Genomic DNA, 23,875 nt, shown 5'->3' with positions numbered 1-23,875 from the left:
GTGAAGCAAGCGTGGGCTCGATTGAAGAGGCCTGGATACCTGTCACGACACATCAAATAAGTTGTCTTGTCCGATCATTCCTCTACCCTGTGTCGCATCGAGACAGATCGCTACACCCTCGGGCGGGCTGCCAGCTCAGGACACCAGGAGTCGAAGATGAAAGCGCCCCGCGTCACCCTTGATCAATGGCGAACCCTGCAGGCCGTGGTCGACCATGGCGGCTTCGCCCAGGCGGCCGAAGCTCTGCATCGCTCGCAGTCTTCGATCAGCTACACCGTGGCCCGTATGCAAGACCAGCTCGGCGTGCCCCTGTTGCGCATCGACGGGCGCAAGGCCGTGCTCACCGACGCCGGTGGCGTGCTGTTGCGCCGCTCCCGGCAACTGGTCAAGCAGGCCAGCCAGCTGGAAGACCTGGCGCACCACATGGAGCAGGGCTGGGAAGCAGAAGTCCGCCTGGTGGTCGACGCGGCCTACCCCAATGCACGGCTGATTCGTGCCCTGACCGCGTTCATGCCGCAGAGCCGCGGCTGTCGAGTGCGGTTGCGCGAAGAAGTGCTGTCGGGGGTCGAGGAAGTGCTGCAGGAAGGCGTCGCCGACCTGGCGATCAGCAGCTACAGCATTCCGGGCTACCTGGGCAACGAAATGAGCGCCATCGAGTTCATCGCGGTTGCGCACCCCGAACATGCCCTGTTGACCACGGGCCGGGCGTTGAGCGTGCAGGACCTGCAGGGCCACATGCAGGTGGTGATCCGTGACTCGGGCCGCCAGCAACCGCGCGACGTCGGCTGGCTGGGCGCGGAGCAGCGCTGGACCGTCGGCAGCCTGGCCACCGCCGCCAGCTTCGTCGGCAGCGGCCTGGGCTTCGCCTGGTTGCCGCGGCATATGATCGAACGCGAACTGCGCGAGGGCACCCTCGCCGCCCTGCCCCTGGAACAGGGCGGCAGTCGGCACCCCACTTTCTATCTGTATTCGAACAAGGACAAGCCGCTGGGCCCGGCCACGCAGATTCTCGTCGAACTGCTACGCACCTTCGACACGGCGCCGTTGGACGTGCCGATCCTGGCCATGGAGCAGACGGTCCTGAGCGAAGACGCCTGAACTTCGCGCCGTGAACATTAAGTAACATTCATTTTACCCCTGCGGCTCGCCCTCACCGTCCTTTGGCGGCACGCTTGCCACACATTGCCCCGAACGCTTGCGCCGCTTTTGGCTCAAAGCATTTGCCTCCCCCTCTTCAAGGACTTCGTATCCATGCTGAAAAAAATCCTTCTGGCCGCCTGTTCTCTCTCCCTGGCGAGCCACCTGATGGCTGCCGACGCCCAGCACCCGCACGTGTTGCTCGATACCAGCATGGGCCCGATCGAAGTCGAGCTGGACGCTGCCAAGGCACCGATCAGTACCGCGAACTTCCTCGCCTACGTCGATAAGGGTCACTACAACAACACCCTATTCCACCGCGTGATCCCAGGTTTCATGGTCCAGGCGGGCGGCTTCACCGCCGACATGCGTGAAAAGGCAACCCAGGGTCCGATCAAGAACGAGGCCGACAACGGTTTGCACAACGTCCGGGGAACCCTCGCGATGGCGCGCACTCAAGTAAAGGACTCGGCCACCAGCCAGTTCTTCATAAACCAGAAGGACAACGACTTTCTCGACCATGGTGGCCGCGATTTTGGCTATGCGGTCTTCGGCAAAGTGGTCAAGGGCATGGAAGTGGTCGACAACATCGCCAACGCTCCAACGATCACCAAAGGCGGCATGCAGAACGTGCCCAGTGATCCGGTGATGATCAAATCGGCGAAACGCGTGGACTGAACCGCACGCACCGCCGGCCCCGGCCAGGACCGTCAACCCGCACAGGAGAGCACGCTTGAGCATTTATCGCCGCTTCGAACAATGGATCGATATCTTCCGCGAAGCGCCTACGGAAACGCCCCCCAACAAAGTCCTGGCCTTCTACATCTACTACCTCAAGCAGGTATGGCCCAGCTTCGCCACGCTGTTGGTGGTGGGTTTGATCGGCGCATTGATCGAAGTCGCCCTGTTCCGTTACCTCAGTCGCATCATCGACATGGCCCAGGGCACACCTAATGTGCACTTCTTCAGCGACAACGCGCTGGAGCTCACCTGGATGGTGGTGGTCGCACTGGTGTTCAGGCCTATTTTTATCGGCCTGCATGATCTTCTGGTACACCAGGCGATCAGCCCCGGCATGACCAGCCTGATTCGCTGGCAGAACCACAACTACGTGCTCAAGCAGAGCATGAACTTCTTCCACAGCGACTTCGCCGGGCGCATTGCCCAGCGGATCATGCAGACCGGCAACTCGTTGCGCGACTCGGCGGTCGCCGCAGTCGACGCCCTGTGGCATGTACTGATCTACGCGATCAGCGCGCTGGTGCTGTTCGCCGAAGCCGACTGGCGGCTGATGATTCCCCTGATCCTGTGGATCGTCGCCTATGTGATCGCGCTGTATTACTTCGTTCCACGGGTCAAGGAACGCTCGGTGGTGTCCTCCGACGCTCGCTCGAAACTGATGGGGCGCATTGTCGATGGCTACTCCAACATCGCCACCCTCAAGCTCTTCGCCCATACCAGCATGGAGCAGCAGTACGCACGTGATGCGATCAGCGAGCAGACCGAGAAAACCCAACTGGCAAGCCGGGTGATCACCGCCATGGACTTCGCCATCACCACCATAAACGGCCTGCTGATCGTCGCCACCACGGGCCTGGCCCTGTGGTTGTGGACCCAGTCGCTCATCTCGGTAGGCGCCATTGCCCTGGCCACCGGCCTGGTGATCCGTATCGTCAACATGTCCGGCTGGATCATGTGGGTGGTCAACGGCATCTTCGAAAACATCGGCATGGTGCAGGATGGCCTGCAGACCATTGCCCAGCCTGTCAGCGTGACCGACAAAAAGGGCGCTCCACGGCTCAAGGTCGACCGCGGCAACGTGCGCTTCGAAGACGTGCATTTCCATTACCCCAAGGGCGACAGCATCATCGAGGGTTTGACCCTGGATATCCGTCCGGGTGAGAAGATCGGCCTGATCGGCCCCTCGGGCGCGGGTAAATCGACGTTGGTCAACTTGCTGCTGCGTCTGTACGACCTGCCCAGCGGCCGCATCCTGATCGATGGCCAGGACATCGCCGAGGTAACCCAGGAGAGTCTGCGCGAACAGATCGGCTTGATCACGCAGGACACGTCTCTGCTGCACCGTTCGATCCTCGACAACCTGCGTTACGGCAAGCCCAATGCCACCGAGGAGCAGGTCTGGGAAGCGGTACGCAAGGCTCGCGCCGATGACTTCCTGCCGCTGCTGTCCGACAGCGAAGGCCGGCGTGGTTTCGACGCCCATGTCGGTGAACGCGGCGTGAAGCTTTCCGGCGGCCAGCGCCAGCGCATCTCGATCGCCCGTGTTTTGCTGAAGAATGCGCCGATCCTGATCATGGACGAAGCGACTTCGGCGCTCGATTCCGAAGTCGAAGCGGCGATTCAGGAAAGCCTGGAAACCCTGATGAAAGGCAAGACCGTGATTGCGATCGCTCACCGCCTGTCCACCATCGCCAAGATGGATCGCCTGGTAGTGCTGCAGAAAGGCAAGGTGGTGGAAATCGGCAGCCATACCGAGCTGCTGGCGCAGCATGGCCTGTATGCAAGGCTGTGGCACCACCAGACCGGTGGCTTCGTAGGCATGGACTGACCCCCCCCTGTGGGAGCGGGCTCTGCCCGCGAAGGCAACACTGCGGTCTACCAGACACATCTCAGTGCGCCCTTCGCGGCCACGGACCGCTCCCACAGTTGACCGCATGTCACACCCACACCCCTGTGGGAGCGGTCATCGGCCGCGAAAGGCTTGCCGCGATGCATCAGGCATGCCCAGGGAATGTTCAGGCCTGCCGGTACGGCAAGGCCTCCCGCGCCTGCTCGGCGTAGGCCAGGACCCCTGCCCGCTCGGCCTGCAGAAAATTTTCCACCGCATCGCGCAGCCCAGGATGACGCAGGTAGTGCCATGAACGGGTGATCACCGGCTCGAACCCCCGGATCAATTTGTGTTCGCCTTGCGCCCCGGCATCGAAACGCTTGATGCCGTGGGCGATCGCATAGTCCATGCCCTGATAGAAGCAGGTTTCGAAGTGCAGCCGGTCATACTCGGCCAGGCAGCCCCAGTAACGTCCGTAGAAACTGTCCCCGCCTAACAGGCTGAAGGCCATGGCCACCGGCCGCCGCTCATGAGTCGCTAGCACCAGGCGAATAGCCTCGGGCATCCGTTCGGCCAAGAGGCTGAAAAAATCACGGGTCAGGTATGGCGAACGCCCGCGTACCAAATACGTATTGGCATAGCACGCATAGACGAAATCCCATTCGGCTTCGCTCACCTGCACGCCTTCGCGCCACTCGAACTCGATACCCTGGGCCCGCACCTGCTCGCGCTCCTTGCGCATCTGCTTGCGCTTGCGCGAGCTCAGTGCGTCGAGAAAATCATCGAAGTCGCGATAGCCTCGGTTGTGCCAGTGATACTGGCAACCCAGCCGCTCCATCCAGCCCTGCTCGGCCCTCAGCAGTTCGTCGAGGGTGGAGTCGGTGAAATTGACGTGAGCACCACTGAGGCCTTCCAATTCCAGATAGCCCGGCACACAGCGCAGCAACTCGACCCCATCCCCAGGGCGGCGCGCAAGCAATCGTGGGCCGCTCACCGGACTGAAGGGCACCGCGCCCAGCAGCTTGGGGTAATAGTCGATACCGGCACGCTCGCAGGCGTCGGCCCAGCCGTGATCGAACACGTACTCCCCATAGGAATGCCATTTGCGGTAGCTGGGCAAGGCCGCTACCAACTGCCCTTCTTCGATCTGCAACAGATGCTCGGGGGCCCAGCCCGAGCGCTCGCCCAGGCTGCCGCTGTCCTCCAGCGCACTGAGAAAAGCATGCCGCAGGAATGGCTGCGGTTCAGGCAACAGCGCGTCCCACTGCGCGGCGTCGATGGCGGACAAGCTGGCAGCTACATGCAGCGGCATCGGTAGGGCTCCAATTGACGGGACGTGCTGCCCAGTATCGCGCAGGCTCTCGTCGCGGTCACCCGCCAATACAGTGCCATCATTCAGAGAAGGCTCTGGATCAAGCCATTCAGTCATTTCAGTGTCATCGCCAAGCCACTGTTCTGACATCGTTTTGTCATCACCCCTCGCAATACTTGCGCCAGTTTTCCGGGGTCAGCCACGCCATCTGCCAGGCGCGTCCGGAAGTACTTTCAGGCTCGGCGCTTGCCGGCCTTTTTTGCGATAGGGAGAATGTCATGCGTCGTGTTTCAACACTCACCAAGGTTAGCCTGAGCGCCACTGTCCTGATGGCCATCAGCACCCAGGCCAGTGCCGCAGTCGATGCCAAGCTGCTCGACATGCTGCGCGCCAACGGCTCGATCAACGCTGCGCAATACGCCGAATTGAAGACCGAGCTCGACGGTGAGAAACAGGCCCAGCAAGTGGCCGCTGCGGAACAATCGAAGAAGATGAGCGCGTTCGACCAGAAAGTCGCCTGGGCCGCAAAGACGCAGATCAAGGGCGACGTGCGCCTGCGCCACGAAAGCATCAACGTCGATGGCGAGCGTGATGGTTCAAGCGGCGATCGCAACCAGGACCGCCAGCGTATCCGCGCCCGCATCGGGGTCTACAGTGAAATCAACCCGCAGGTCGACGCCGGTATCCGCGTCGCCACCGGCAGCAGCGCCGACGCGCGCTCCACCAACCAGAGCCTGGACGGCGCCTTCAGCAAGAAATCCATCTGGCTCGACCAGGCCTACCTGGACTGGCACCCTACTGCCATCAAGGACCTGCACTTGATCGGCGGCAAGATGAGCCAACCCTGGGTCAGCATGGGCGACGTGATCTGGGACGGCGACATCAACCCGGAAGGCGTGGCCGCCACCTACAAGCTGCCCCTGGGCGGCGCTGAGCTGTTCGGCAGCACGGGCTACTACGTACTGACCGACAACATCGACGGCGAAGGTCGTCAGTTCGAGCACGACCTGCGCATGTACACCGGTCAGGCCGGCGCGCGCTTTGCGCTGGGCGACAACGTCAAGATGACCCTGGGCGGCAGCGTCTATTCCTACGACAATGACAACGCCACCAACGCTGCCGCAGTGCTCGCTGTCAACGGCAACGCCTCGACCGAATTCACCCTGTACGAAGGCTTCGGTCAACTGGACATCACCGGTCTGCCGTTGCCGCTGTCGATCTATGGCCAGTACGTGGTCAACGGTGATGCCGAAGCCACCGCTCTGGTCGGCAAGCAGGACACTGCCTGGCTGACCGGCTTCAAGACCAAGTTCGCCGGCTTTGGCCTGGACTACAACTACCGCGACGTGCAGCGCAACGCCGTGGTCGGGGCTTTCACCGATTCCGACTTCGCCAACGGCTTCACTGGCTCGCGCGGCCACAAGGTCAAGCTGGGCTACGAAATCGACAAGAACTTCGCCGTCGGTGCCACCTACTTCCTGGCCGAATCCGACGTTGCCAGCCGGACCCGCACCGATGCCGACGTAAACACCCTGCAACTGGACCTGGAAGCCAAGTTCTAAGTCCCCTTCGCCGCAACGAAAAAGGCGCCACCTGCGAGTTCATCGCAGGTGGCGCCTTTTTCATTGGCATGGCGGTCGTCGATCAGCGCTTGCGCAGAATCACGCTACCAATGGAGTAGCCTGCGCCGAACGAGCTCAGTACCCCGAGCGAGCCTGGTGCCAGATCATCCTGATGGGTGTGCAAGGCAATCACCGATCCTGCCGAACTGGTATTGGCATACCGGTCGAGAATCACCGGCGCCTCGTCGACGCTGGCGTCGCGGCCCAGCAGCCTCTTCACGATCAAGTGATTCATGCTCAGGTTGGCCTGGTGCAGCCAGAAGCGCCTGACGCTTTGCACGGCAATGTCGTTCTGCGCCAGATGGGCGGCGATCAGTTCGGCCACCATTGGGCAGACTTCCTTGAACACCTTGCGGCCTTCCTGCACGAACAGCTTGTCGTCGCCTCCTGCCCCCAACGCTTCGGCCCGATTGAGGAAACCGAAGTTGTTGCGAATATTGTTGGAGAACTGCGTCTGCAGACGGGTGCTGACGATGTCGAACTGGTTCGCCGAAGTGGCCAGGTCCGCCCGTTCCACCAGCACGGCCGTTGCCGCATCGCCGAAGATGAAGTGGCTGTCGCGGTCGCGGAAATTCAGGTGCCCGGTGCAGATCTCAGGGCTCACCACCAGTACTGCGCGCGCCTGCCCCAACTGAACGCTGTTACTGGCCTGCTGAATGCCGAAGGTGGCCGAGGAACAGGCCACGTTCATGTCGAAGCCGAAACCCTGAATACCCAGCGCCTGCTGCACCTCGATGGCCACCGCCGGATAGGGACGTTGCAGGTTAGAACAGGCGACGATCACCGCGTCGACATCGGCGGCGGTGCGACCGGCCCGTTGCAGCGCCTGCTCCGCCGCAGCGACCGCCATCTGGCACAGAATGGACTGCTCGTCATTGCTGCGCTCGGGCAGGTGCGGCTTCATCCGCTGCGGATCGAGAATCCCCGCCTTGTCCATGACGAAGCGGCTCTTGATGCCGCTGGCCTTCTCGATGAAAGCAGCGCTGGAAGGCGCCAGCGCCTGCTCGTCGCCACGCTCGATGGCGGCGGCGTTGTCTGCATTGAACGCTTCGACGTAGCGGTTGAAAGACTCGACCAGCTCTTCGTTGGAGATGCTCTGGGCCGGCGTGTACAGGCCGGTGCCGCTGATGACGACGTTATGCACGGTCGTTCCTCTATTGTTAGGGGCAACTCATTCACGTGGACACCACGCAGGCCCAGGTCAATCGACCGGGGCAGATTCAGGCGTCCACTGCGCTCCACTGCTTGCTCAAGCGCTTGTCCGATACCGGCACCTTGGTGCCCAACTGCTGCGCGAACAGCGACACTCGATACTCCTCCAGCAGCCAGCGGTAGGCCGCCAACTGTGGATCACGCTTGCCTTCCTGGCCATGCTTGTTCAGGCGCGCCTGATACTGGCTCCAGAGACCGGACAGCTCGCCGCTCCAGACCCGGTCTTTCTGCACCTGGCTCGGCAGTTTCTCCAAGCGTAGCTCGACAGCCCTGAGCAGGCGCGGCATTTCCTTCAGCCACGCCGCGGGGGTGTCACGCACGAAACCGGGATAGACCAGATTGCTTAGTTGCTGCTTGATATCGTTCAACGCCACGGCATGGGTCAGATCGATCTTGCCCTTGAAGCGCTTCTGCAAACCGTGCCACAACTTCAGAATATCCAGGGTCAGGCGCGCAAGACGCTCGGCATGCTCCGTCCAGGCACCACGCTTGCGTTCGGCCAGTGCTGCCAGTGCCAGACCGTCGCGCGGCAGACTGGCCTCGCCCTCGAGCACGCAGCTGTCGAGGCTGGCCAGCAGAATATCCTCGACCAGCGCTTCGACACGACCCAGTTCGCGGTATAACAGGCCCAGCTCGGTCTGGCCCGGCAGCTTGCCACGCAGGAACTTGGCAGGCTCGGCCAATTGCTGCAGCAACAAGCGCTGCAAGGCGCGGCGATGCTGATACTCGGCTTCGGCAGCCGTCGAGAAACGCCCTTCCTTGACCGTACCACCCTCCTCGACCAATGCGGGATACACCGTCATCGACAGTCCGGCGATGTTTTGCTGGGTGGTCTGCTCGACCTTGGCGAACGCCTTGGCTTGCACCGGTTGCTGGCTCTTGGCCGTGCTCGGCACGGCCAACGCAGCGCTGCTGGCCTCGGCGAAGCGCGCGGTCAGCTCGGCCAGGTCGCGCCCTTCACCCAGAAACTTGCCCTGGCCGTCGAGCACTTCGATGTTCATGCGCAGATGGCTGTCGACCTGCTGGGCCGCCTCGGCCCACGCCTCGTCGCTGACGCGCGCACCGGTCATGCGCAGCAATTCGCTCCCCAGCGCCTGGGGCAGCGAGCCTGCACCGAAGGTCAGGCGCGCGAGCGCTGCGCGAACGAAATCCGGCACCGGCACGAAGTTCTTGCGCAGCGCCTTGGGCAGGTTGCGCACCAGCGATATGCATTTGGCTTCCAGCAACCCCGGCACCAGCCACTCCAGACGCTCACCCGGCAAAGCGGGCAGCAGCGGCGCGGGCACGCACAACGTCACGCCATCGCGCGGATGATTGGGCTCGAAGTGGTAGCTCAACTGCAGGCTCAGGTCGCCCAGCCGCAGGGTATCCGGGTACTGCGCCGCAGTGACTTCGCTCGCCTCGCGGGCCAGTACGTCCTCTTCGCGCATGATCAGCAGATCGGGTTGTTTCTGGCTGTTGACCTTGTACCAGCTGTCGAAGGTGGCGGTCTGATGAATCTCGGCAGGAAGGCGCGCTTCATAGAAGCCGTAGAGGGTTTCCTCATCGGCCAGAATGTCGCGACGCCGGGCCTTGGCCTCCAGCTCGTCGAGTTGCTCGAGCAGCAGGCGATTGGCCGTCAGGCACTTGGCCCGCGAGTGGATCTCGCCACGCACCAAGCCTTCGCGAATGAACAGCTCGCGTGACGCTACCGGGTCGATGGGGCCGAAATGCACCGGGCGCCGGCCGACCACGATCATGCCGTAGAGCGTGATCTGCTCGAACGCCACCACCTGGCCGCGCTTCTTTTCCCAATGCGGCTCGAAATGGTTCTTCTTGATCAGGTGCCCGGCCAGCGGCTCGATCCAGTCAGGTTCGATCTTGGCGACCATGCGCGCATACAGTTTGGTCGTTTCGACCAGCTCGGCGGCCATCAGCCACTGTGGCTTCTTGCGGCCCATGCCCGAGGACGGGTGGACCCAGAAGCGTCGCTGCCGTGCGCCCAGATAGTCGCCGTCTTCGGTCTTTTGGCCGATCTGGCTGAGCAGACCGGACAACACCGCCTTGTGGAACCTGGGATAGTCCGCAGCGTCCTTGTTCACCTCCAGCTGCAGGTCGCGGCAGATCAGGCTCAACTGCCGATGCGCATCGCGCCATTCGCGCAGGCGCAGGTAATTGAGGAACTGTTTGCGGCACCAATTGCGCAACGCGCTTGCGCCCAGCTCCTGGCGCTGGGTTTCGAAACCACGCCACAGATTGACCAGCGCGGCAAAATCCGAATCGGCATCCTTCCATTGCGCATGGGCCTGGTCGGCCGCCTGCTGGCGCTCGGGTGGACGCTCACGCGGGTCCTGCACCGAAAGCACGCTGGCAATGATCAGGACTTCCTGCAGGCTGCCCTGGCGCGCGCCCTCGAGCAGCATGCGGCCCAGCCGCGGGTCGATCGGCAACCGGGCCAGCTGGCGACCCATGGGCGTGAGCTGATTCTCGCGGTTGACCGCAGACAGCTCCTGCAGCAGGTTGAAGCCATCGCTGATGGCCTTGCCATCGGGCGGCTCGATGAACGGGAACTGGTCGATTTCGCCCAGGCGCAGGTGCAGCATCTGCAGAATCACCGCCGCCAGGTTGGTGCGCAGGATTTCCGGATCGGTGAATTCGGGTCGCGAGAGAAAATCCTCTTCGCTGTACAGGCGGATGCAGATACCCGGCTCGACCCGGCCACAGCGACCCTTGCGCTGGTTGGCGCTGGCCTGGGACACCGCCTCGATCGGCAGGCGCTGGACCTTGGCACGGTAGCTGTAGCGACTGATGCGCGCGGTGCCGCTGTCGATCACGTAGCGAATGCCTGGCACGGTCAGCGACGTTTCCGCCACGTTGGTGGCCAGGACCACGCGCCGCCCGGGGTGGGACTGAAAGATACGCTGCTGCTCGGCTGGCGACAGGCGCGCGTACAGCGGCAAGATTTCCGTGTGCCGCAGCTGCGCCTTGCGCAGCATGTCGGCGGCATCGCGAATCTCGCGTTCGCCGGGCAGGAACACCAGCACGTCGCCCGGCGTCTTGCGCTCGCTGCGCTCGAAAGCAGCGATTTCGTCGAGCGTCGCCAGAATCGCCTGGTCGACGGTCAGGTCGTTCTCGATCTGATTGCCTTCCTCGTCCTGCTCGGCGGTGAGCGGTCGATACCAGGTGTCCACCGGGAAGGTCCGACCGGACACCTCGATGATCGGCGCGTCGTCGAAGTGCTCGGAGAAACGCTGCAGATCAATGGTGGCCGAAGTGATGATGACCTTGAGGTCGGGACGCCGTGGCAGCAGGGTCTTCAGGTACCCCAGCAGAAAATCGATGTTGAGACTGCGCTCGTGCGCTTCGTCGACGATGATGGTGTCGTAGCGTTCGAGGAAGCGGTCGTGCTGGGTCTCGGCCAGGAGGATGCCATCGGTCATCAGCTTGACCAGGGTATTGGCATCGCTCTGGTCTTCGAAGCGCACTTGATAGCCGACCAACCCGCCCAACGGCGTGGCCAGTTCTTCGGCGACCCGACTGGCCACGCTGCGCGCGGCAATCCGACGCGGCTGAGTGTGGGCGATCAGGCCGTGCTGGCCGCGACCCATTTCCAGGCAGATCTTGGGTAACTGAGTGGTCTTGCCCGAGCCCGTTTCGCCGGCAATGATCAGCACCTGGTGCTCGGCGAGGATTTTCTTGATCTCGTCGCGCTTGGCGGCAATCGGCAGGCTGTCGTCGTAGCGCACGCTTGGCACGCTGCGCCGCCGCGCCTCGACGCGGGCGAACGAGGCCTGGACTTTCTCGACCCACTGGCCAAGCTTCGCCTCGTCGGGACGCTTGCGCAGTTCGTGCAACTGCCGGCGCAGACGGTGACGGTCGCCGATCATGGCCTGGTCGAGGTTTTTCAGCAGCTGGTCAATCGAAGCGGTTTGGTCGGTCATCAGGTACGCAGAGGTCTTGGTGGGGTACGTCGAAGGTTACACCCCGCGATTGTCGCAGATTTGCGGGGGTTGTGTCGGCAGCCCCCGGACCTGGGCAGCGATCAAGCCGATTTCTTGATGCCCAGTTTCTTCAGTTCTTCGTCGCGCAGCTCCCGCCGCAGGATCTTGCCCACGTTGGTGGTCGGCAGTACATCGCGGAATTCCACCGTGCGCGGCACCTTGTAGCCGGTAACGTTTGCACGCATGTGTTCCATGACCTTTTCCCGGGTCAGGGTAACCCCGGGCTTGACCACGACGAACATCTTGATCGACTCCCCGGACTTCTCGTCCGGTATGCCGATGGCGGCGCACTGCAGCACGCCGGGCAGGGTCGCGAGGACATCCTCCAGCTCGTTGGGATACACGTTGAAACCCGAGACCAGGATCATGTCCTTCTTGCGATCGACGATGCGCATGTAGCCGTCGGGCTGGATCAACGCGATGTCGCCGGTCTTCAGCCAGCCCTGCGCATCGAGGATCTCGGCCGTGGCGTCCTGGCGCTGCCAATAGCCCTTCATGACCTGCGGGCCCTTGATGCACAACTCGCCGATTTCCCCCAACGGCAGCTCTTCACCTGCATCGTTGATGATCTTGGCCAGGGTGGACGGCACCGGAATGCCGATCGTACCGATCTGGATGCGCTGGTTGGGGTTGACCGTGGCCACCGGGCTGGTCTCGGTCATGCCGTAGCCTTCGCAGATAGCGCAGCCGGTCACTTCCTTCCAGCGCTCGGCGGCCGCCAGTTGCAGGGCCATGCCCCCCGACAGGGTGACTTTCAGGGCCGAAAAGTCGAGCTTGCGGAACGCATCGTTGTTGCACAGGGCCACGAACAGCGTGTTGAGGCCGACGAAGCCGCTGAACTTCCACTTGGAAAGCTCCTTGACCATCGCCTGCAGGTCCCGCGGATTGCTGATCAGCACGTTGTGGTTACCGATCAGCATCATTGCCATGCAATGAAAGGTGAAGGCATAGATGTGGTAGAGCGGCAGCGGCGTGATCAGCACTTCGCAACCTTCATCGAGGTTGGCGCCCATCAAGGCCTTGCACTGCAGCATGTTGGCGACCAGATTGCGGTGGGTGAGCATCGCCCCCTTGGCCACCCCGGTAGTGCCACCGGTGTATTGCAGCACTGCGACTTCCGAGCTGGCCGGATTGGCCTCGGTAACGGCCTGGCCGCGACCCTTGCTCAATACGTCGTTGAACTTGACCGCGCGCGGCAGGTGATAGGCCGGGACCATTTTCTTCACGTACCTGATCACGCTGTTGACCAGCAGTCGCTTGAGCGGCGGCAGCAGGTCGGCGACCTCGGTGACGATGACGTGGCGGACGGCCGTTTTGGGCACGACCTTTTCTGCCAGGTGCGCCATGTTGGCCAAACAGACCAGGGCCTTGGCGCCGGAGTCCTTGAACTGGTGCTCCATCTCCCGCGCGGTATACAGCGGGTTGGTATTGACCACCACCAGGCCTGCGCGAATCGCGCCGAAGACTGCCACCGGATATTGCAGGACATTGGGCAGCTGCACCGCGATGCGATCACCCGGTACCAGGTCGGTGTGCTGCTGCAGGTACGCGGCAAACGCACCGGACAGCTCATAGAGCTCGCCGTAGCTGAGGGTCCTGCCCAGGTTGGTGAACGCTGGCTTGTCGGCGAAGCGCTGGCAGGACTGCTTGAGCACCGCCTGGATATTGGGGTACATGTCTGGATCGATATCCGCCGCGATTCCAGCCGGATACTTATCCTTCCAGAAATTTTCGATCATGGAAGCCCACTCCTCCAGCGCCAGCGAATCTTCACCGCATTCGATGCGATTATTATTGATATGTCAGCACGACCGATACGGGTCCGAATGCCGAAAAGCGCGCCGAGAGTAGCAGCTTTGCCATGAGGCGACTAGAGGCCGAAGGTGGCCCGCCGGTAACCATTGTGACCAGATTGCCATTTTCGGTCACACCTGCTTTTGCTGGCCGCAAACCCACAGACCTGCGCGCTGAATGAGCCATGCCATCAAGGCCAGCCATACTCGTTGGGCGTTACCCGTCGCGCAGTTCACGCCGCAGGATCTTGCCCACGGGCGTCATCGGCAGGGCGTCGCGCAGGACAATTTCGCGTGGCAACTTGTACCCGGTGAAATTGGCCTTGCAGTAGGCCATGAGTTCGGCCGTGGTCAGTTGCGGATCCCGAGCCACGACGAACAACTTGACCGCCTCGCCGGAACGCTCGTCTGCTACGCCGATGGCTGCGCAATTGGCCACTTGCGGGTGAGCCATGACCACGTCCTCGATCTCGTTGGGATAGACGTTGAAACCGGAAACGATGATCAGGTCCTTCTTGCGGTCGACGATGCGCACATAGCCGTCGGGATCAATCACAGCGATGTCGCCGGTCTTGAACCAGCCTTGCGCGTCCAGCGCCTGGGCGGTTGCCTCGGGCTGCTGCCAGTAGCCGCGCATTACCTGAGGCCCCTGGATGCACAACTCACCCCGCTCGCCCAGCGGCAACTCGTCGCCCTGCTCGTCGATCACCTTCAGCGCCGTGCCGACCACCGGAATGCCCACGGTGCCGATGCGCGCGCGCAGACCATAGGGGTTGGTACACGCCACCGGCGATGTCTCGGTCAGCCCATAGCCTTCGACGATGCGGCAGCCGGTCAGGCTCTCCCAGCGCTCGGCCGTGGCCTTGACCAGTGCCGTGCCACCGGAGTTGGTCACCTTCAGGCGGGAGAAGTCCAGCGAACGGAACTGCGGGTGCTCCATCAACGCCACGAACAGGGTGTTGAGGCCCAGCAGCGCGGTGAACGGCCACTTTTTCAGTTCCTTGATGAAAGCGCCGATATCGCGCGGGTTGGTGATCAGCACGTTATGGTTGCCGGTAACCATCATGCACAGGCAGTTCGCAGTGAACGCATACACGTGGTACAGCGGCAGGGGGGCGATCATCACCTCATGGCCTTGCTGCAGGATGGTCTGCCCCTGCTCGTCGAGCTGATGGAAACAGGCCCGTACCTGCTGCATGTTGGCGACCAGATTGCCATGCGTGAGCATGGCGCCCTTGGCCAGGCCAGTGGTGCCGCCGGTGTACTGCAGCACCGCGAGGTCTTCGAGCGTGGGCGCTACCAGGCGTGGCGACGAGCCCGTCCCCTGCGCCAGAACCGTTTTGAACGCGATTGCCTGGGGCAAATGGTACGCCGGCACGCGCTTCTTGACCTTGCTCACCAGCGTGTTGACCAGCCAACCCTTGGCGGTGGGCATCAGATCGCCCAGGCGGGCTTCGATCAGGTATTCCAGCTTTGTTTCCTGCAGTACCTGCTCGACCTTGTCGCCGAACAGGTTGAGGTAGACCAGCGCCCGCGCGCCGGAATCGCAGAACTGATGGCGCATTTCACGCGCGGTGTATAAAGGGTTGGTGTTGACCACGACCAGGCCTGCGCGCAGTGCGCCGAACACTGCGATCGGGTACTGCAGGACGTTGGGCAATTGCACGGCGATGCGATCGCCGGGGACCAGGTCGGTGTGCTGCTGCAGCCAGCTGGCGAAAGCGCTGCAGTGCCGGTCGAGCTCCGCATAGGTCAGGGTCACGCCCATGTTGCTGAATGCCGGGCGATCGGCAAAGGTGCTGCAGGAACGGTCGAACACATCGACAATGGACGTGAATTCATCGACAGGAAGGGTGTGGGGCACACCCGGTGGGCGCTTGTCGTTCCAGAAATCAGGATGCATTATTATTGTCCTCTGATTCGAAGCCCGCCCGGCCATTGCGCCTGCGGTATGCTGCCGACGTTAGCAGCTGCCGCCACCGACGCAAATGCGCACGACCCCGCTGTTAACATCGTGAATCTATTTGACGCGGCCATGACCGTCGCCAAGCCAAGGACCCACCGCCCATGACCCAAGTCACCAATACCCCGTACGAAGCGCTCGAGGTTGGCCAGACCGCCAGCTTCAGCAAGACCGTGCAGGAACGCGACATCCAGCTGTTCGCCGCCATGTCGGGCGATCACAACCCCGTGCACCTGGACGCGGAATTCGCCGCCAACAGCATGTTCAAGGAGCGCATCGCCCACGGCATGTTCAGCGGTGCGCTGATCAGCGCCGCAGTAGCCTGCGAACTGCCAGGGCCTGGCACCATCTATCTGGGCCAGCAGATGAGCTTCCAGAAACCGGTGAAATTGGGCGACACCCTGACCGTGCGCCTGGAAATCCTCGAAAAACTGCCCAAGTTCCGCGTCCGCATTGCCACTCGCGTGTTCAATCAGCGCGACGAACTCGTGGTCGACGGCGAGGCGGAAATCCTTGCGCCACGCAAGCAGCAGACCGTGACCCTGGTCAGCCCGCCACCCATCAGCATCGGCTGACGGGTCTCAGCGCTTCTTCGGCTTCTTCGCTTTTTTCCTGGACTTGGCCGGATCCAGGGGCAGCGCCTGCTCGAATGCCTGACGCATCTCGTTGAGGCGCTTGTCCTTGAGGTCATGGATACGCTTGCCGCGTTCGCTGGCGAAATCGATCAGGTTGTCGTCTTGGCTCATGGCAGTGTCGAGTCGGCTGTCAGAAAGGATCGTTCATGATGCAGCGCGCGAACAGCCCTGACTAGACCTGGATGTCGACCCACAGCCCCTGGCGCGGCGGGTCCTCGACCAAGGGCGCCACCGGGACGGTGTTGTCGGCGTTGAGCGAGTCGCCCGGCACCGGTGCGTGCTCGTCGGGGTCCTGCTGCCGGCCTTCGCGCTGGCGCCGCCGCTGCTCCTCGCGCAGGAGCAGCGCCGTCTGGTCGGCATCGTGATGGCGCAGGTCGATGGCGGTTTCATTCGAACCCGGCTGGGCCGGCGCGACCGGCGCAATGCTGGGCGTGGACTTGACCGGGTCCAGTTGCGAAGTCACCGGCACGACGCTGATCGGAATCAGGGGCGGAATCATGAGGGAAGTCTCCTAATCCCAGGTTGTCGGCCGCCACTTCGGCAACTTGAGACGTTTTGTCGCAATGGCAGTGGCCGCAGCGCCACGCCCTCGTTGTCGGGCGCTAGGCCCCCCGCCCCTGACAACAGGTGAAAAAATCCCTTGGCCCCTTTATAGTGTTCGGTCTTCGTTTCACTTCCAGTAGCCGAGCCCCATGTCCGAGCCACGCAAGATTCTCGTCACCAGCGCCCTGCCCTATGCCAACGGTTCCATCCACCTTGGCCACATGCTGGAGTACATCCAGACCGATATGTGGGTGCGCTTCCAGAAGCATCGCGGCAATCAGTGCGTCTATGTCTGTGCAGATGACGCCCATGGCTCGGCCATCATGCTGCGAGCGGAAAAGGAAGGCATCACGCCTGAACAGCTGATCGCCAACGTCAAGGCCGAGCACAGCGCCGATTTCGCCGACTTCCTGGTGGACTTCGACAATTTCCACTCCACCCACTGCGAAGAAAACCGCGAGCTGTCGAGCGAGATCTACCTGAAACTGCGCGAGGCCGGTCACATTGCCCAGCGTTCGGTCACTCAGTACTTCGACCCACAGAAGCAGATGTTCCTGGCCGACCGCTTCATCAAGGGCACCTGCCCCAAGTGCGCGGCAACCGACCAGTACGGCGACAACTGCGAAAAATGCGGCGCTACCTACGCGCCCACCGAGCTCCGCGATCCAAAATCGGCGATCTCGGGCGCCACGCCCGTACTCAAGGATTCCCAGCACTTCTTCTTCAAGCTGCCCGACTTCCAGCAGATGCTCGAAGGCTGGACCCGCAGCGGCACCTTGCAGGACGCCGTGGCCAACAAGATCGCCGAGTGGCTGGATGCCGGGTTGCAGGAGTGGGACATTTCCCGCGATGCGCCCTATTTCGGCTTCGAGATTCCCGGTGAGCCGGGCAAGTACTTCTACGTGTGGCTGGATGCGCCGATCGGCTATATGGCCAGCTTCAAGAATCTCTGCGCCCGCCGCCCCGAACTCGACTTCGACGCGTACTGGAGCAAGGATTCGACGGCCGAGCTGTACCATTTCATTGGCAAGGACATCATCAACTTCCACGCGCTGTTCTGGCCCGCCATGCTCGAAGGCGCCGGCTACCGCAAGCCGACCGCGCTGAACGTGCACGGTTTCCTCACGGTCAACGGCGAGAAGATGTCCAAGTCACGTGGCACGTTCATCAAGGCCCGTACCTACCTGGATCACCTGGCGCCCGAATACCTGCGCTACTACTTCGCATCGAAGCTGGGCCGCGGCGTGGACGATCTGGACGTCAACCTCGACGACTTCGTGCAGAAGGTCAACTCCGACCTGGTGGGCAAGGTGGTCAACATCGCCAGCCGCTGCGCCGGTTTCGTCCACAAGGGCAACGATGGCGTACTGGTTGCTGCCAATGCCGCGCCGGAGCTGACCCAGGCGTTCCTCGACGCGACGCCGAGCATTGCCGAAGCCTATGAAGTGCGTGACTTCGCCCGCGCCATGCGCGAAATCATGGCATTGGCCGACCGCGCCAACGCCTGGATCGCCGAGAAAGCGCCCTGGTCGCTGGCCAAGCAGGAAGGTCGCGGCGACGAGGTGCAGGCCGTCTGTGCGGTGGGCATCAACCTGTTCCGTCAGCTGATCATCTTCCTCAAGCCGGTATTGCCGGAGCTGGCCCGTGAAGCCGAACGCTTCCTCAACGTCGAACCCCTGAGCTGGAACGACCACGCCACCTGGCTCGCCGACCATCAGCTCAACCCGTTCCAGGCGTTGATGACCCGTATCGACCCGGTCAAGGTGCAGGCGATGACCGAGGCTTCCAAGCAAGACCTCGCCGCTGCCCAGGACCCTGTCGCGCCTGAGCCCGCCAGTGGCAACGGTGAGCTGACCAAGGAACCGCTGGCCGCCGAGATCGACTTCGACGCCTTCGCTGCGGTCGACCTGCGTGTCGCGCTGATCCTCAAGGCCGAAGCGGTGGAAGGCGCGGACAAACTGCTGCGCCTGACCCTCGACATCGGCGATGAACAGCGCAACGTCTTCTCCGGGATCAAGAGTGCCTATCCGGACCCGGCTGCACTGGAAGGTCGATTGACCATGATGATTGCCAACCTCAAGCCTCGCAAGATGCGCTTCGGCATCTCCGAGGGTATGGTCATGGCTGCGGGCCCTGGCGGCGAAGAGATCTACCTGCTCAGCCCCGACAGCGGCGCCAAGCCGGGCCAGCGCATCAAATAGGTTCGCGGCTCACGCACCCTGCCCGTCATCTTCAGCGCAAGGCGACGGGCAAGGCTGCTGCCACTCCATCCTTGCAACCTGCCCACTTCCGCTCTCCGGCCGGCCCATGACCCTGATCCAACGCATCGACGCATTGCTGCCGCAGACTCAATGCGGCAAATGTGGCCATGCCGGCTGCAAGCCCTACGCAGTCGGTATCGCAGCCGGTGAACCGATCAACCGTTGCCCGCCGGGGGGCGATGCGACCATCGCCGCCCTGGCGAAGCTGCTGCAATTGCCGGTGCTGCCACTGGACCCGGAACGCGGTGCGGCACCCGCCCAGATCGCCTACATACGGGAAGCGGAATGCATCGGCTGCACCAAATGCATTCAGGCCTGCCCGGTGGACGCCATTCTCGGCGCGGCAAAGTTGATGCACAGCGTACTGGCCGACGAATGCACCGGTTGCGACCTGTGCGTGGCGCCCTGCCCCGTCGACTGCATCGAGATGCATCCGGCGCCGACATCGCCGTTCACATCGCTGGCGGGCGATCCTTCATGCAGCCCCGAGCAGCAACGCGCTCGGCTGCGCAAGCGCGATCACGCCCGACAACGTTTTGAAGCTCGAAACAGACGCCTGCAGCGGCTCGAAACTGCACGCCAGGCCACGCGATCACCAACGCCAGCGCGCTCGTCGACCGTAGCGCTGCCTGTGCCCCCAGCCCTGTCGGCAATCGAACGGATCAAGGCAGCGAAGGCAGCCAAGGCCAGCGACGGCGACACCGCCCTGAAACAGGCAAAGATCGCCGTGGCCATGACTCGCGCACAATTGGTGAAAACCCGAAAGGCTTTCGTGACCCCACCGACATTCGAGCACTACCTCATACTCGACGCCCTGGGCCGCGAGCATGAGGCTGCCGAACGTCATCTCGCTGCACTGCAAACAGTCTAGCCCCGCCTGCCAAGGATCTATCCGCCCGATGAACGCGACGAAACGCCAGGAAATCTTCCGTCGGCTGCATGAAGACAATCCAGAGCCGAAGACGGAGCTGGCCTATGGGTCCGCCTTCGAGTTGCTGATCGCGGTCATTCTTTCTGCACAATCCACTGACGTTGGCGTGAACAAGGCCACCGCAAAATTGTTCCCCGTCGCACCGACTCCCCAGGCGATGCATGCGCTCGGCGTCGAAGGGCTGTCGAGCTACATCAAGACCATCGGCCTGTACAACAGCAAGGCGCGCAACGTCATCGAGACCTGCCGCCTGCTTGTGGAACGGCACGATGGCCAGGTGCCGCAGACTCGCGAAGCGCTGGAAGCGCTGCCCGGCGTTGGACGCAAGACCGCCAACGTGGTGCTCAACACGGCGTTTCGGCAGCTGACCATGGCCGTCGACACCCACATATTTCGTGTCAGCAACCGCACCGGGATCGCGCCCGGGAAAAACGTGGTCGAGGTCGAGCAGAAATTGATGAAGTTCGTGCCCCGCGCGTACCTGCTCGACTCCCACCATTGGCTGATCCTGCACGGGCGCTACGTTTGTCAGGCGCGAAAGCCCCGCTGTGGCAGCTGTCGTATCGAAGACCTGTGTGAATACAAGCACAAGACCAGCGACGATTGAGGCGATCTGTAGAACCTTGCCGCTCGATTGAGAAAATCTTTTTTACGCCGTCTTCGAATGTCGCTATAAGGTCCGCCAACGGCTGCACATGCCTGGAGCTGACTTCATGAGTACCGAAAAAGAAACGCTGGAAACGGAAGATGACATCATCGGTGTGGACGATGATGAGACGGAGCCTGTCGTCGAACCTGCCAAGAGCAATCTGAGCAAGCGGCGCACGATCGACAACCTGCTCGAAGAACGGCGGTTGCAGCGCCAGCTCGCCGACTACGACTTCGATCTCTAGCGCACAGTGCGCACGGTATTCCGCTGCCCTCAAGCCAGACCGTTGCGCTGGGCCAACTCGATCAGGTCGACGAGCGAGCGGGCATTGAGTTTCTGCAGCAGGCGAGTCTTGTAGGTACTCACGGTCTTGTTGCTGAGAAACATGCCGTCGGCGATCTGCTTGTTCGACTTGCCTTTGGCCAACTGCTGCAACACCATCATTTCTCGCCCGGACAGGCGATCCACCATGTCGGCTTCCGAGGCATTGCCCAGGCTCGCCCGCACCGAGTGCAACGCCTGGTTGGGGAAATAACTGTAGCCAGACAACACGGCCTTGATCGCACTGAGCAGCTCGGTGAGGTCCTGCTGTTTGCACACATAACCCGCCGCACCTGCCTGCATGCAACGCATGGAGAAATGCCCCGGTGCCTGGGAAGTCAGCACCAGGACCTTGAGCTGAGGCTCGCTGACCGTAAGCCGACCGATGACTTCCAGGCCGTCGAGCTTGGGAATACCGATGTCGAGAATGACGATGTCCGGTGCGTGGTCACGAGCCAGTTGCAACGCGTCGACACCGTTGTCGGTCTCGGCCACCACCTCGTAGCCATGGCGCTCCATCAGCAATCGCACGGCCAGGCGGATGACCGGATGGTCGTCCACGATCAGCACTTTATTCATGGGAAGATCCAATTTTCGCTGTTCGAATTCTAGAGCCCGCACATTACCTCAGACAACTGCCGCCTTGGACGATAGAGAATCTGGGCAGGCAATAACTAAGACACTTCCTACAACACCAGACGAATATTCCTACATATTAAGTCGGTGAAAATTTCTGTACAGTGCTTGGCGGCATCGAGCTCTGCTTATAAAACCAAGGAACAGGAGCATTGCATAATTGACCTGCCGCTTCAATTGAGCCGTGTGCCTGGAACTGGCCAAGCTGTTGCAGGATAAATACCGCCCATCGATCATCACCGTTCCACACGAAAATCCCTGGGCCAGAGCATTGGCTGCCATGCGCAGCGCCGCATGCCCACGGGCACCATGACACCGGCAGGCAGATAACTATGCATCCTGCGCGGCCCGGCGAGCCTAATACTATCGTTGGCCAAGCAACTACCGGCCGGACACGGCCCTGCGAGGCACACGTGGCTAACAAAAAGATCACCCGTCCCAATCCGCTGGGCGTCATCGCGCTGTTCACGGCCATGGTCGAGGCATCGGCCCTGGCGAGCCTGCCATTCCTGGACGAAACCAGCCAGACGATCTATATATGGTTTCTGGTAGGTTTCCCAACTTTCCTGGCCATTCTTTTCTTTGCAACGCTCAACTTCAATCGACGTGCACTTTACTCACCCTCGGACTTCGAGAGTTCAGCGTACTTTCTCGAAAGTCTCGATATCGAAGTGGACGCTTACAAATACCGAGCCGATAACCGGGTCCGCCTGGCGCACAACGATCTGCACATCATCGATACCAGCACTTTGCAGACACGCGCCCGCATGGCAGCGCACTTGGAACGGCTGGTCGACGTTCTGGAAACGCGCAAGCACATCCGACCGCTATTGATCTTACTGGTGGGCCAGGCGGCGCCACCACCGTTGCCCAGTGCACTGGTTGCGCGTCTGAGCGGGCTGCATTGCCACGTGGCGGCGCTGCAGCCCGGCCGCCTGAAGTGGACGGTGCTGCTGGGCTGACCGATAAAAAAACCCCGGTCGAGACCGGGGTTTCAGGCACGCCTTGCGCGTGTCGGGGCACTCTGTACCACAGCAGCGTGATCAGAACAGCGTGCGACCCTTGTTGGCGGCAATACGCATGCGCAGAGCGTTGAGCTTGATGAAGCCTGCGGCATCAGCCTGATTGTAGGCGCCGCCATCTTCCTCGAAGGTCGCGATGTTGGCATCGAACAGCGAGTCGTCGGACTTGCGGCCGGTAACGATTACATTGCCCTTGTACAGCTTGAGTCGGACCACACCGTTCACGTTGACCTGCGAGGCGTCGATCATCTGTTGCAGCATCAGACGTTCCGGACTCCACCAGTAGCCGGTGTAGATCAAGCTGGCGTACTTGGGCATCAGCTCGTCCTTGAGGTGAGCCACTTCGCGATCCAGGGTGATGGATTCGATCGCGCGGTGGGCGCGCAGCATGATGGTGCCGCCCGGGGTTTCGTAGCAACCGCGGGACTTCATCCCGACGTAGCGGTTTTCGACGATATCCAGGCGGCCGATGCCGTGCTCGCCGCCGATGCGGTTCAGCGTTGCCAGCACGGTCGCAGGGGTCATGTCGACGCCGTCCAGCGCGACGATGTCACCATTGCGGTAGGTCAGCTCAAGATACTGTGGGGTGTCCGGGGCGTTCTCCGGCGAGACGGTCCAACGCCACATGTCTTCTTCGTGCTCGGTCCAGGTGTCTTCCAGCACACCGCCTTCGTAGGAAATGTGCAGCAGGTTGGCGTCCATCGAGTACGGTGATTTCTTCTTGCCGTGACGCTCTATCGGAATGTTGTGCTTTTCGGCGTAGTCCATCAGCTTTTCACGGGAGAGCAGATCCCACTCACGCCATGGTGCGATGACCTTGACGCCGGGCTTGAGTGCATAGGCACCCAGCTCGAAACGGACCTGATCGTTGCCTTTGCCGGTAGCGCCATGGGAAATGGCGTCGGCACCGGTTTCATTGGCGATTTCGATCAGGCGCTTGGCGATCAGCGGACGAGCGATGGACGTACCCAGCAGGTACTCGCCTTCGTAAACGGTATTGGCGCGGAACATCGGGAACACGAAGTCGCGCACGAATTCTTCGCGCAGATCGTCGATGTAGATTTCTTTCACGCCCATGGCCTGTGCCTTGGCGCGGGCCGGTTCGACCTCTTCGCCCTGACCCAGGTCGGCAGTGAAGGTCACCACTTCACAGTTATAAGTATCCTGCAGCCACTTGAGGATCACCGAAGTGTCCAGGCCGCCGGAATACGCCAGAACGACCTTGTTTACGTCCGCCATGCCATCACTCCACGGGGTTCTACGGAAAGCCGTCGATTCTACCGCCCAAG

The 23,875-nt window shown here is 61.9% G+C and carries 18 protein-coding genes and 1 pseudogene; 10 read left to right on the top strand and 9 right to left on the bottom strand.

The window, feature by feature from the left end; translation table 11 throughout:
- The first annotated feature begins 156 nt into the window (after window positions 1–156).
- From IFT98_RS00795 to IFT98_RS00785, 3 genes are all read left to right on the top strand, one after another.
- Window positions 157–1,098 carry a LysR family transcriptional regulator gene (locus IFT98_RS00795; protein ID WP_192049763.1) on the top strand — a complete coding sequence of 314 codons (942 nt, stop codon included), beginning with the start codon at window positions 157–159 and terminating at the stop codon, window positions 1,096–1,098.
- Window positions 1,099–1,251: 153 nt separating this feature from the next.
- The gene (locus IFT98_RS00790) at window positions 1,252–1,815 is read left to right on the top strand and encodes a peptidylprolyl isomerase (RefSeq protein WP_192049765.1); all 564 of its coding nucleotides are present in this window, start codon (window positions 1,252–1,254) and stop codon (window positions 1,813–1,815) included.
- Window positions 1,816–1,876: 61 nt separating this feature from the next.
- On the top strand, window positions 1,877–3,706 hold the full coding sequence (locus IFT98_RS00785) for an ATP-binding cassette domain-containing protein (protein ID WP_122713612.1): 1,830 nt from the start codon (window positions 1,877–1,879) through the stop codon (window positions 3,704–3,706).
- Between the two features lie 187 nt (window positions 3,707–3,893).
- Here the strand turns inward: IFT98_RS00785 and IFT98_RS00780 are convergent, their stop codons facing one another.
- Window positions 3,894–5,018: a GNAT family N-acetyltransferase gene (locus tag IFT98_RS00780; RefSeq protein WP_192049767.1), complete on the bottom strand. Its 1,125-nt coding sequence runs from the start codon at window positions 5,016–5,018 to the stop codon at window positions 3,894–3,896.
- Between the two features lie 278 nt (window positions 5,019–5,296).
- Here IFT98_RS00780 and IFT98_RS00775 point away from each other — a divergent pair, with 278 nt between their 5' ends.
- The gene (locus IFT98_RS00775; protein WP_192049769.1) at window positions 5,297–6,580 is read left to right on the top strand and encodes a putative porin; all 1,284 of its coding nucleotides are present in this window, start codon (window positions 5,297–5,299) and stop codon (window positions 6,578–6,580) included.
- Window positions 6,581–6,662: 82 nt separating this feature from the next.
- On the opposite strand, the gene IFT98_RS00770 is transcribed toward IFT98_RS00775, so the two are convergent.
- The 4 genes from IFT98_RS00770 to fadD2 all read right to left on the bottom strand — a co-directional run bounded on the left by IFT98_RS00770 (window position 6,663) and on the right by fadD2 (window position 15,528).
- Entirely contained in the window at window positions 6,663–7,784 is a 1,122-nt protein-coding gene (locus tag IFT98_RS00770; protein WP_192049771.1) for a beta-ketoacyl-ACP synthase III, read from the bottom strand.
- A gap of 76 nt (window positions 7,785–7,860) precedes the next feature.
- Window positions 7,861–11,772: an ATP-dependent RNA helicase HrpA gene (gene hrpA / locus IFT98_RS00765; RefSeq protein ID WP_192049773.1), complete on the bottom strand. Its 3,912-nt coding sequence runs from the start codon at window positions 11,770–11,772 to the stop codon at window positions 7,861–7,863.
- Window positions 11,773–11,873: 101 nt separating this feature from the next.
- Window positions 11,874–13,571, bottom strand: a complete 1,698-nt coding sequence (gene fadD1, locus IFT98_RS00760) for a long-chain-fatty-acid--CoA ligase FadD1 (RefSeq protein WP_192049775.1) — start codon at window positions 13,569–13,571, stop codon at window positions 11,874–11,876.
- Between the two features lie 271 nt (window positions 13,572–13,842).
- Window positions 13,843–15,528, bottom strand: a complete 1,686-nt coding sequence (gene fadD2 / locus IFT98_RS00755; protein ID WP_192049777.1) for a long-chain-fatty-acid--CoA ligase FadD2 — start codon at window positions 15,526–15,528, stop codon at window positions 13,843–13,845.
- A 164-nt stretch (window positions 15,529–15,692) separates the two neighbouring features.
- Between fadD2 and IFT98_RS00750 the strand changes: the two genes are divergently transcribed.
- On the top strand, window positions 15,693–16,163 hold the full coding sequence (locus IFT98_RS00750; protein WP_122713230.1) for a MaoC family dehydratase: 471 nt from the start codon (window positions 15,693–15,695) through the stop codon (window positions 16,161–16,163).
- 6 nt (window positions 16,164–16,169) lie between these two features.
- On the opposite strand, the gene IFT98_RS00745 is transcribed toward IFT98_RS00750, so the two are convergent.
- Together IFT98_RS00745 and IFT98_RS00740 are read right to left on the bottom strand one after the other, a co-directional pair.
- Window positions 16,170–16,334 (bottom strand): hypothetical protein, encoded by a 165-nt coding sequence (locus IFT98_RS00745; protein WP_192049779.1) that lies wholly within the window; start codon window positions 16,332–16,334, stop codon window positions 16,170–16,172.
- 61 nt (window positions 16,335–16,395) lie between these two features.
- The gene (locus IFT98_RS00740; RefSeq protein WP_122713231.1) at window positions 16,396–16,722 is read right to left on the bottom strand and encodes an aspartate-semialdehyde dehydrogenase; all 327 of its coding nucleotides are present in this window, start codon (window positions 16,720–16,722) and stop codon (window positions 16,396–16,398) included.
- Between the two features lie 193 nt (window positions 16,723–16,915).
- On the opposite strand from IFT98_RS00740, the gene metG reads away from it, so the two are divergent.
- The 4 genes and pseudogenes from metG (at window position 16,916) to IFT98_RS00720 (ending at window position 20,851) form a co-directional block, all read left to right on the top strand.
- Window positions 16,916–18,967, top strand: coding sequence for a methionine--tRNA ligase (gene metG / locus IFT98_RS00735; RefSeq protein ID WP_192049781.1), 2,052 nt, complete (start codon window positions 16,916–16,918; stop codon window positions 18,965–18,967).
- 106 nt (window positions 18,968–19,073) lie between these two features.
- Window positions 19,074–19,889, top strand: a pseudogene (locus IFT98_RS00730) (RnfABCDGE type electron transport complex subunit B); the annotation flags it as partial.
- A 37-nt stretch (window positions 19,890–19,926) separates the two neighbouring features.
- On the top strand, window positions 19,927–20,565 hold the full coding sequence (gene nth / locus IFT98_RS00725) for an endonuclease III (protein WP_122479240.1): 639 nt from the start codon (window positions 19,927–19,929) through the stop codon (window positions 20,563–20,565).
- Window positions 20,566–20,671: 106 nt separating this feature from the next.
- Window positions 20,672–20,851: a PA3496 family putative envelope integrity protein gene (locus IFT98_RS00720; RefSeq protein ID WP_192049785.1), complete on the top strand. Its 180-nt coding sequence runs from the start codon at window positions 20,672–20,674 to the stop codon at window positions 20,849–20,851.
- Between the two features lie 29 nt (window positions 20,852–20,880).
- Here the strand turns inward: IFT98_RS00720 and IFT98_RS00715 are convergent, their stop codons facing one another.
- Entirely contained in the window at window positions 20,881–21,507 is a 627-nt protein-coding gene (locus IFT98_RS00715; RefSeq protein WP_122479241.1) for a response regulator transcription factor, read from the bottom strand.
- Window positions 21,508–21,977: 470 nt separating this feature from the next.
- Between IFT98_RS00715 and IFT98_RS00710 the strand changes: the two genes are divergently transcribed.
- Window positions 21,978–22,526, top strand: a complete 549-nt coding sequence (locus IFT98_RS00710; RefSeq protein ID WP_192049787.1) for a hypothetical protein — start codon at window positions 21,978–21,980, stop codon at window positions 22,524–22,526.
- 81 nt (window positions 22,527–22,607) lie between these two features.
- Here IFT98_RS00710 and IFT98_RS00705 read toward each other — a convergent pair whose 3' ends face one another.
- Window positions 22,608–23,825, bottom strand: a complete 1,218-nt coding sequence (locus IFT98_RS00705) for an argininosuccinate synthase (protein WP_192049789.1) — start codon at window positions 23,823–23,825, stop codon at window positions 22,608–22,610.
- Between the last annotated feature and the right edge of the window lie 50 nt (window positions 23,826–23,875).

This window comes from Pseudomonas sp. CFBP 8770 (assembly GCF_014841705.1).
Taxonomy (GTDB): Bacteria; Pseudomonadota; Gammaproteobacteria; order Pseudomonadales; family Pseudomonadaceae; genus Aquipseudomonas.
This window is presented reverse-complemented; position numbering and strand designations above follow the sequence as displayed.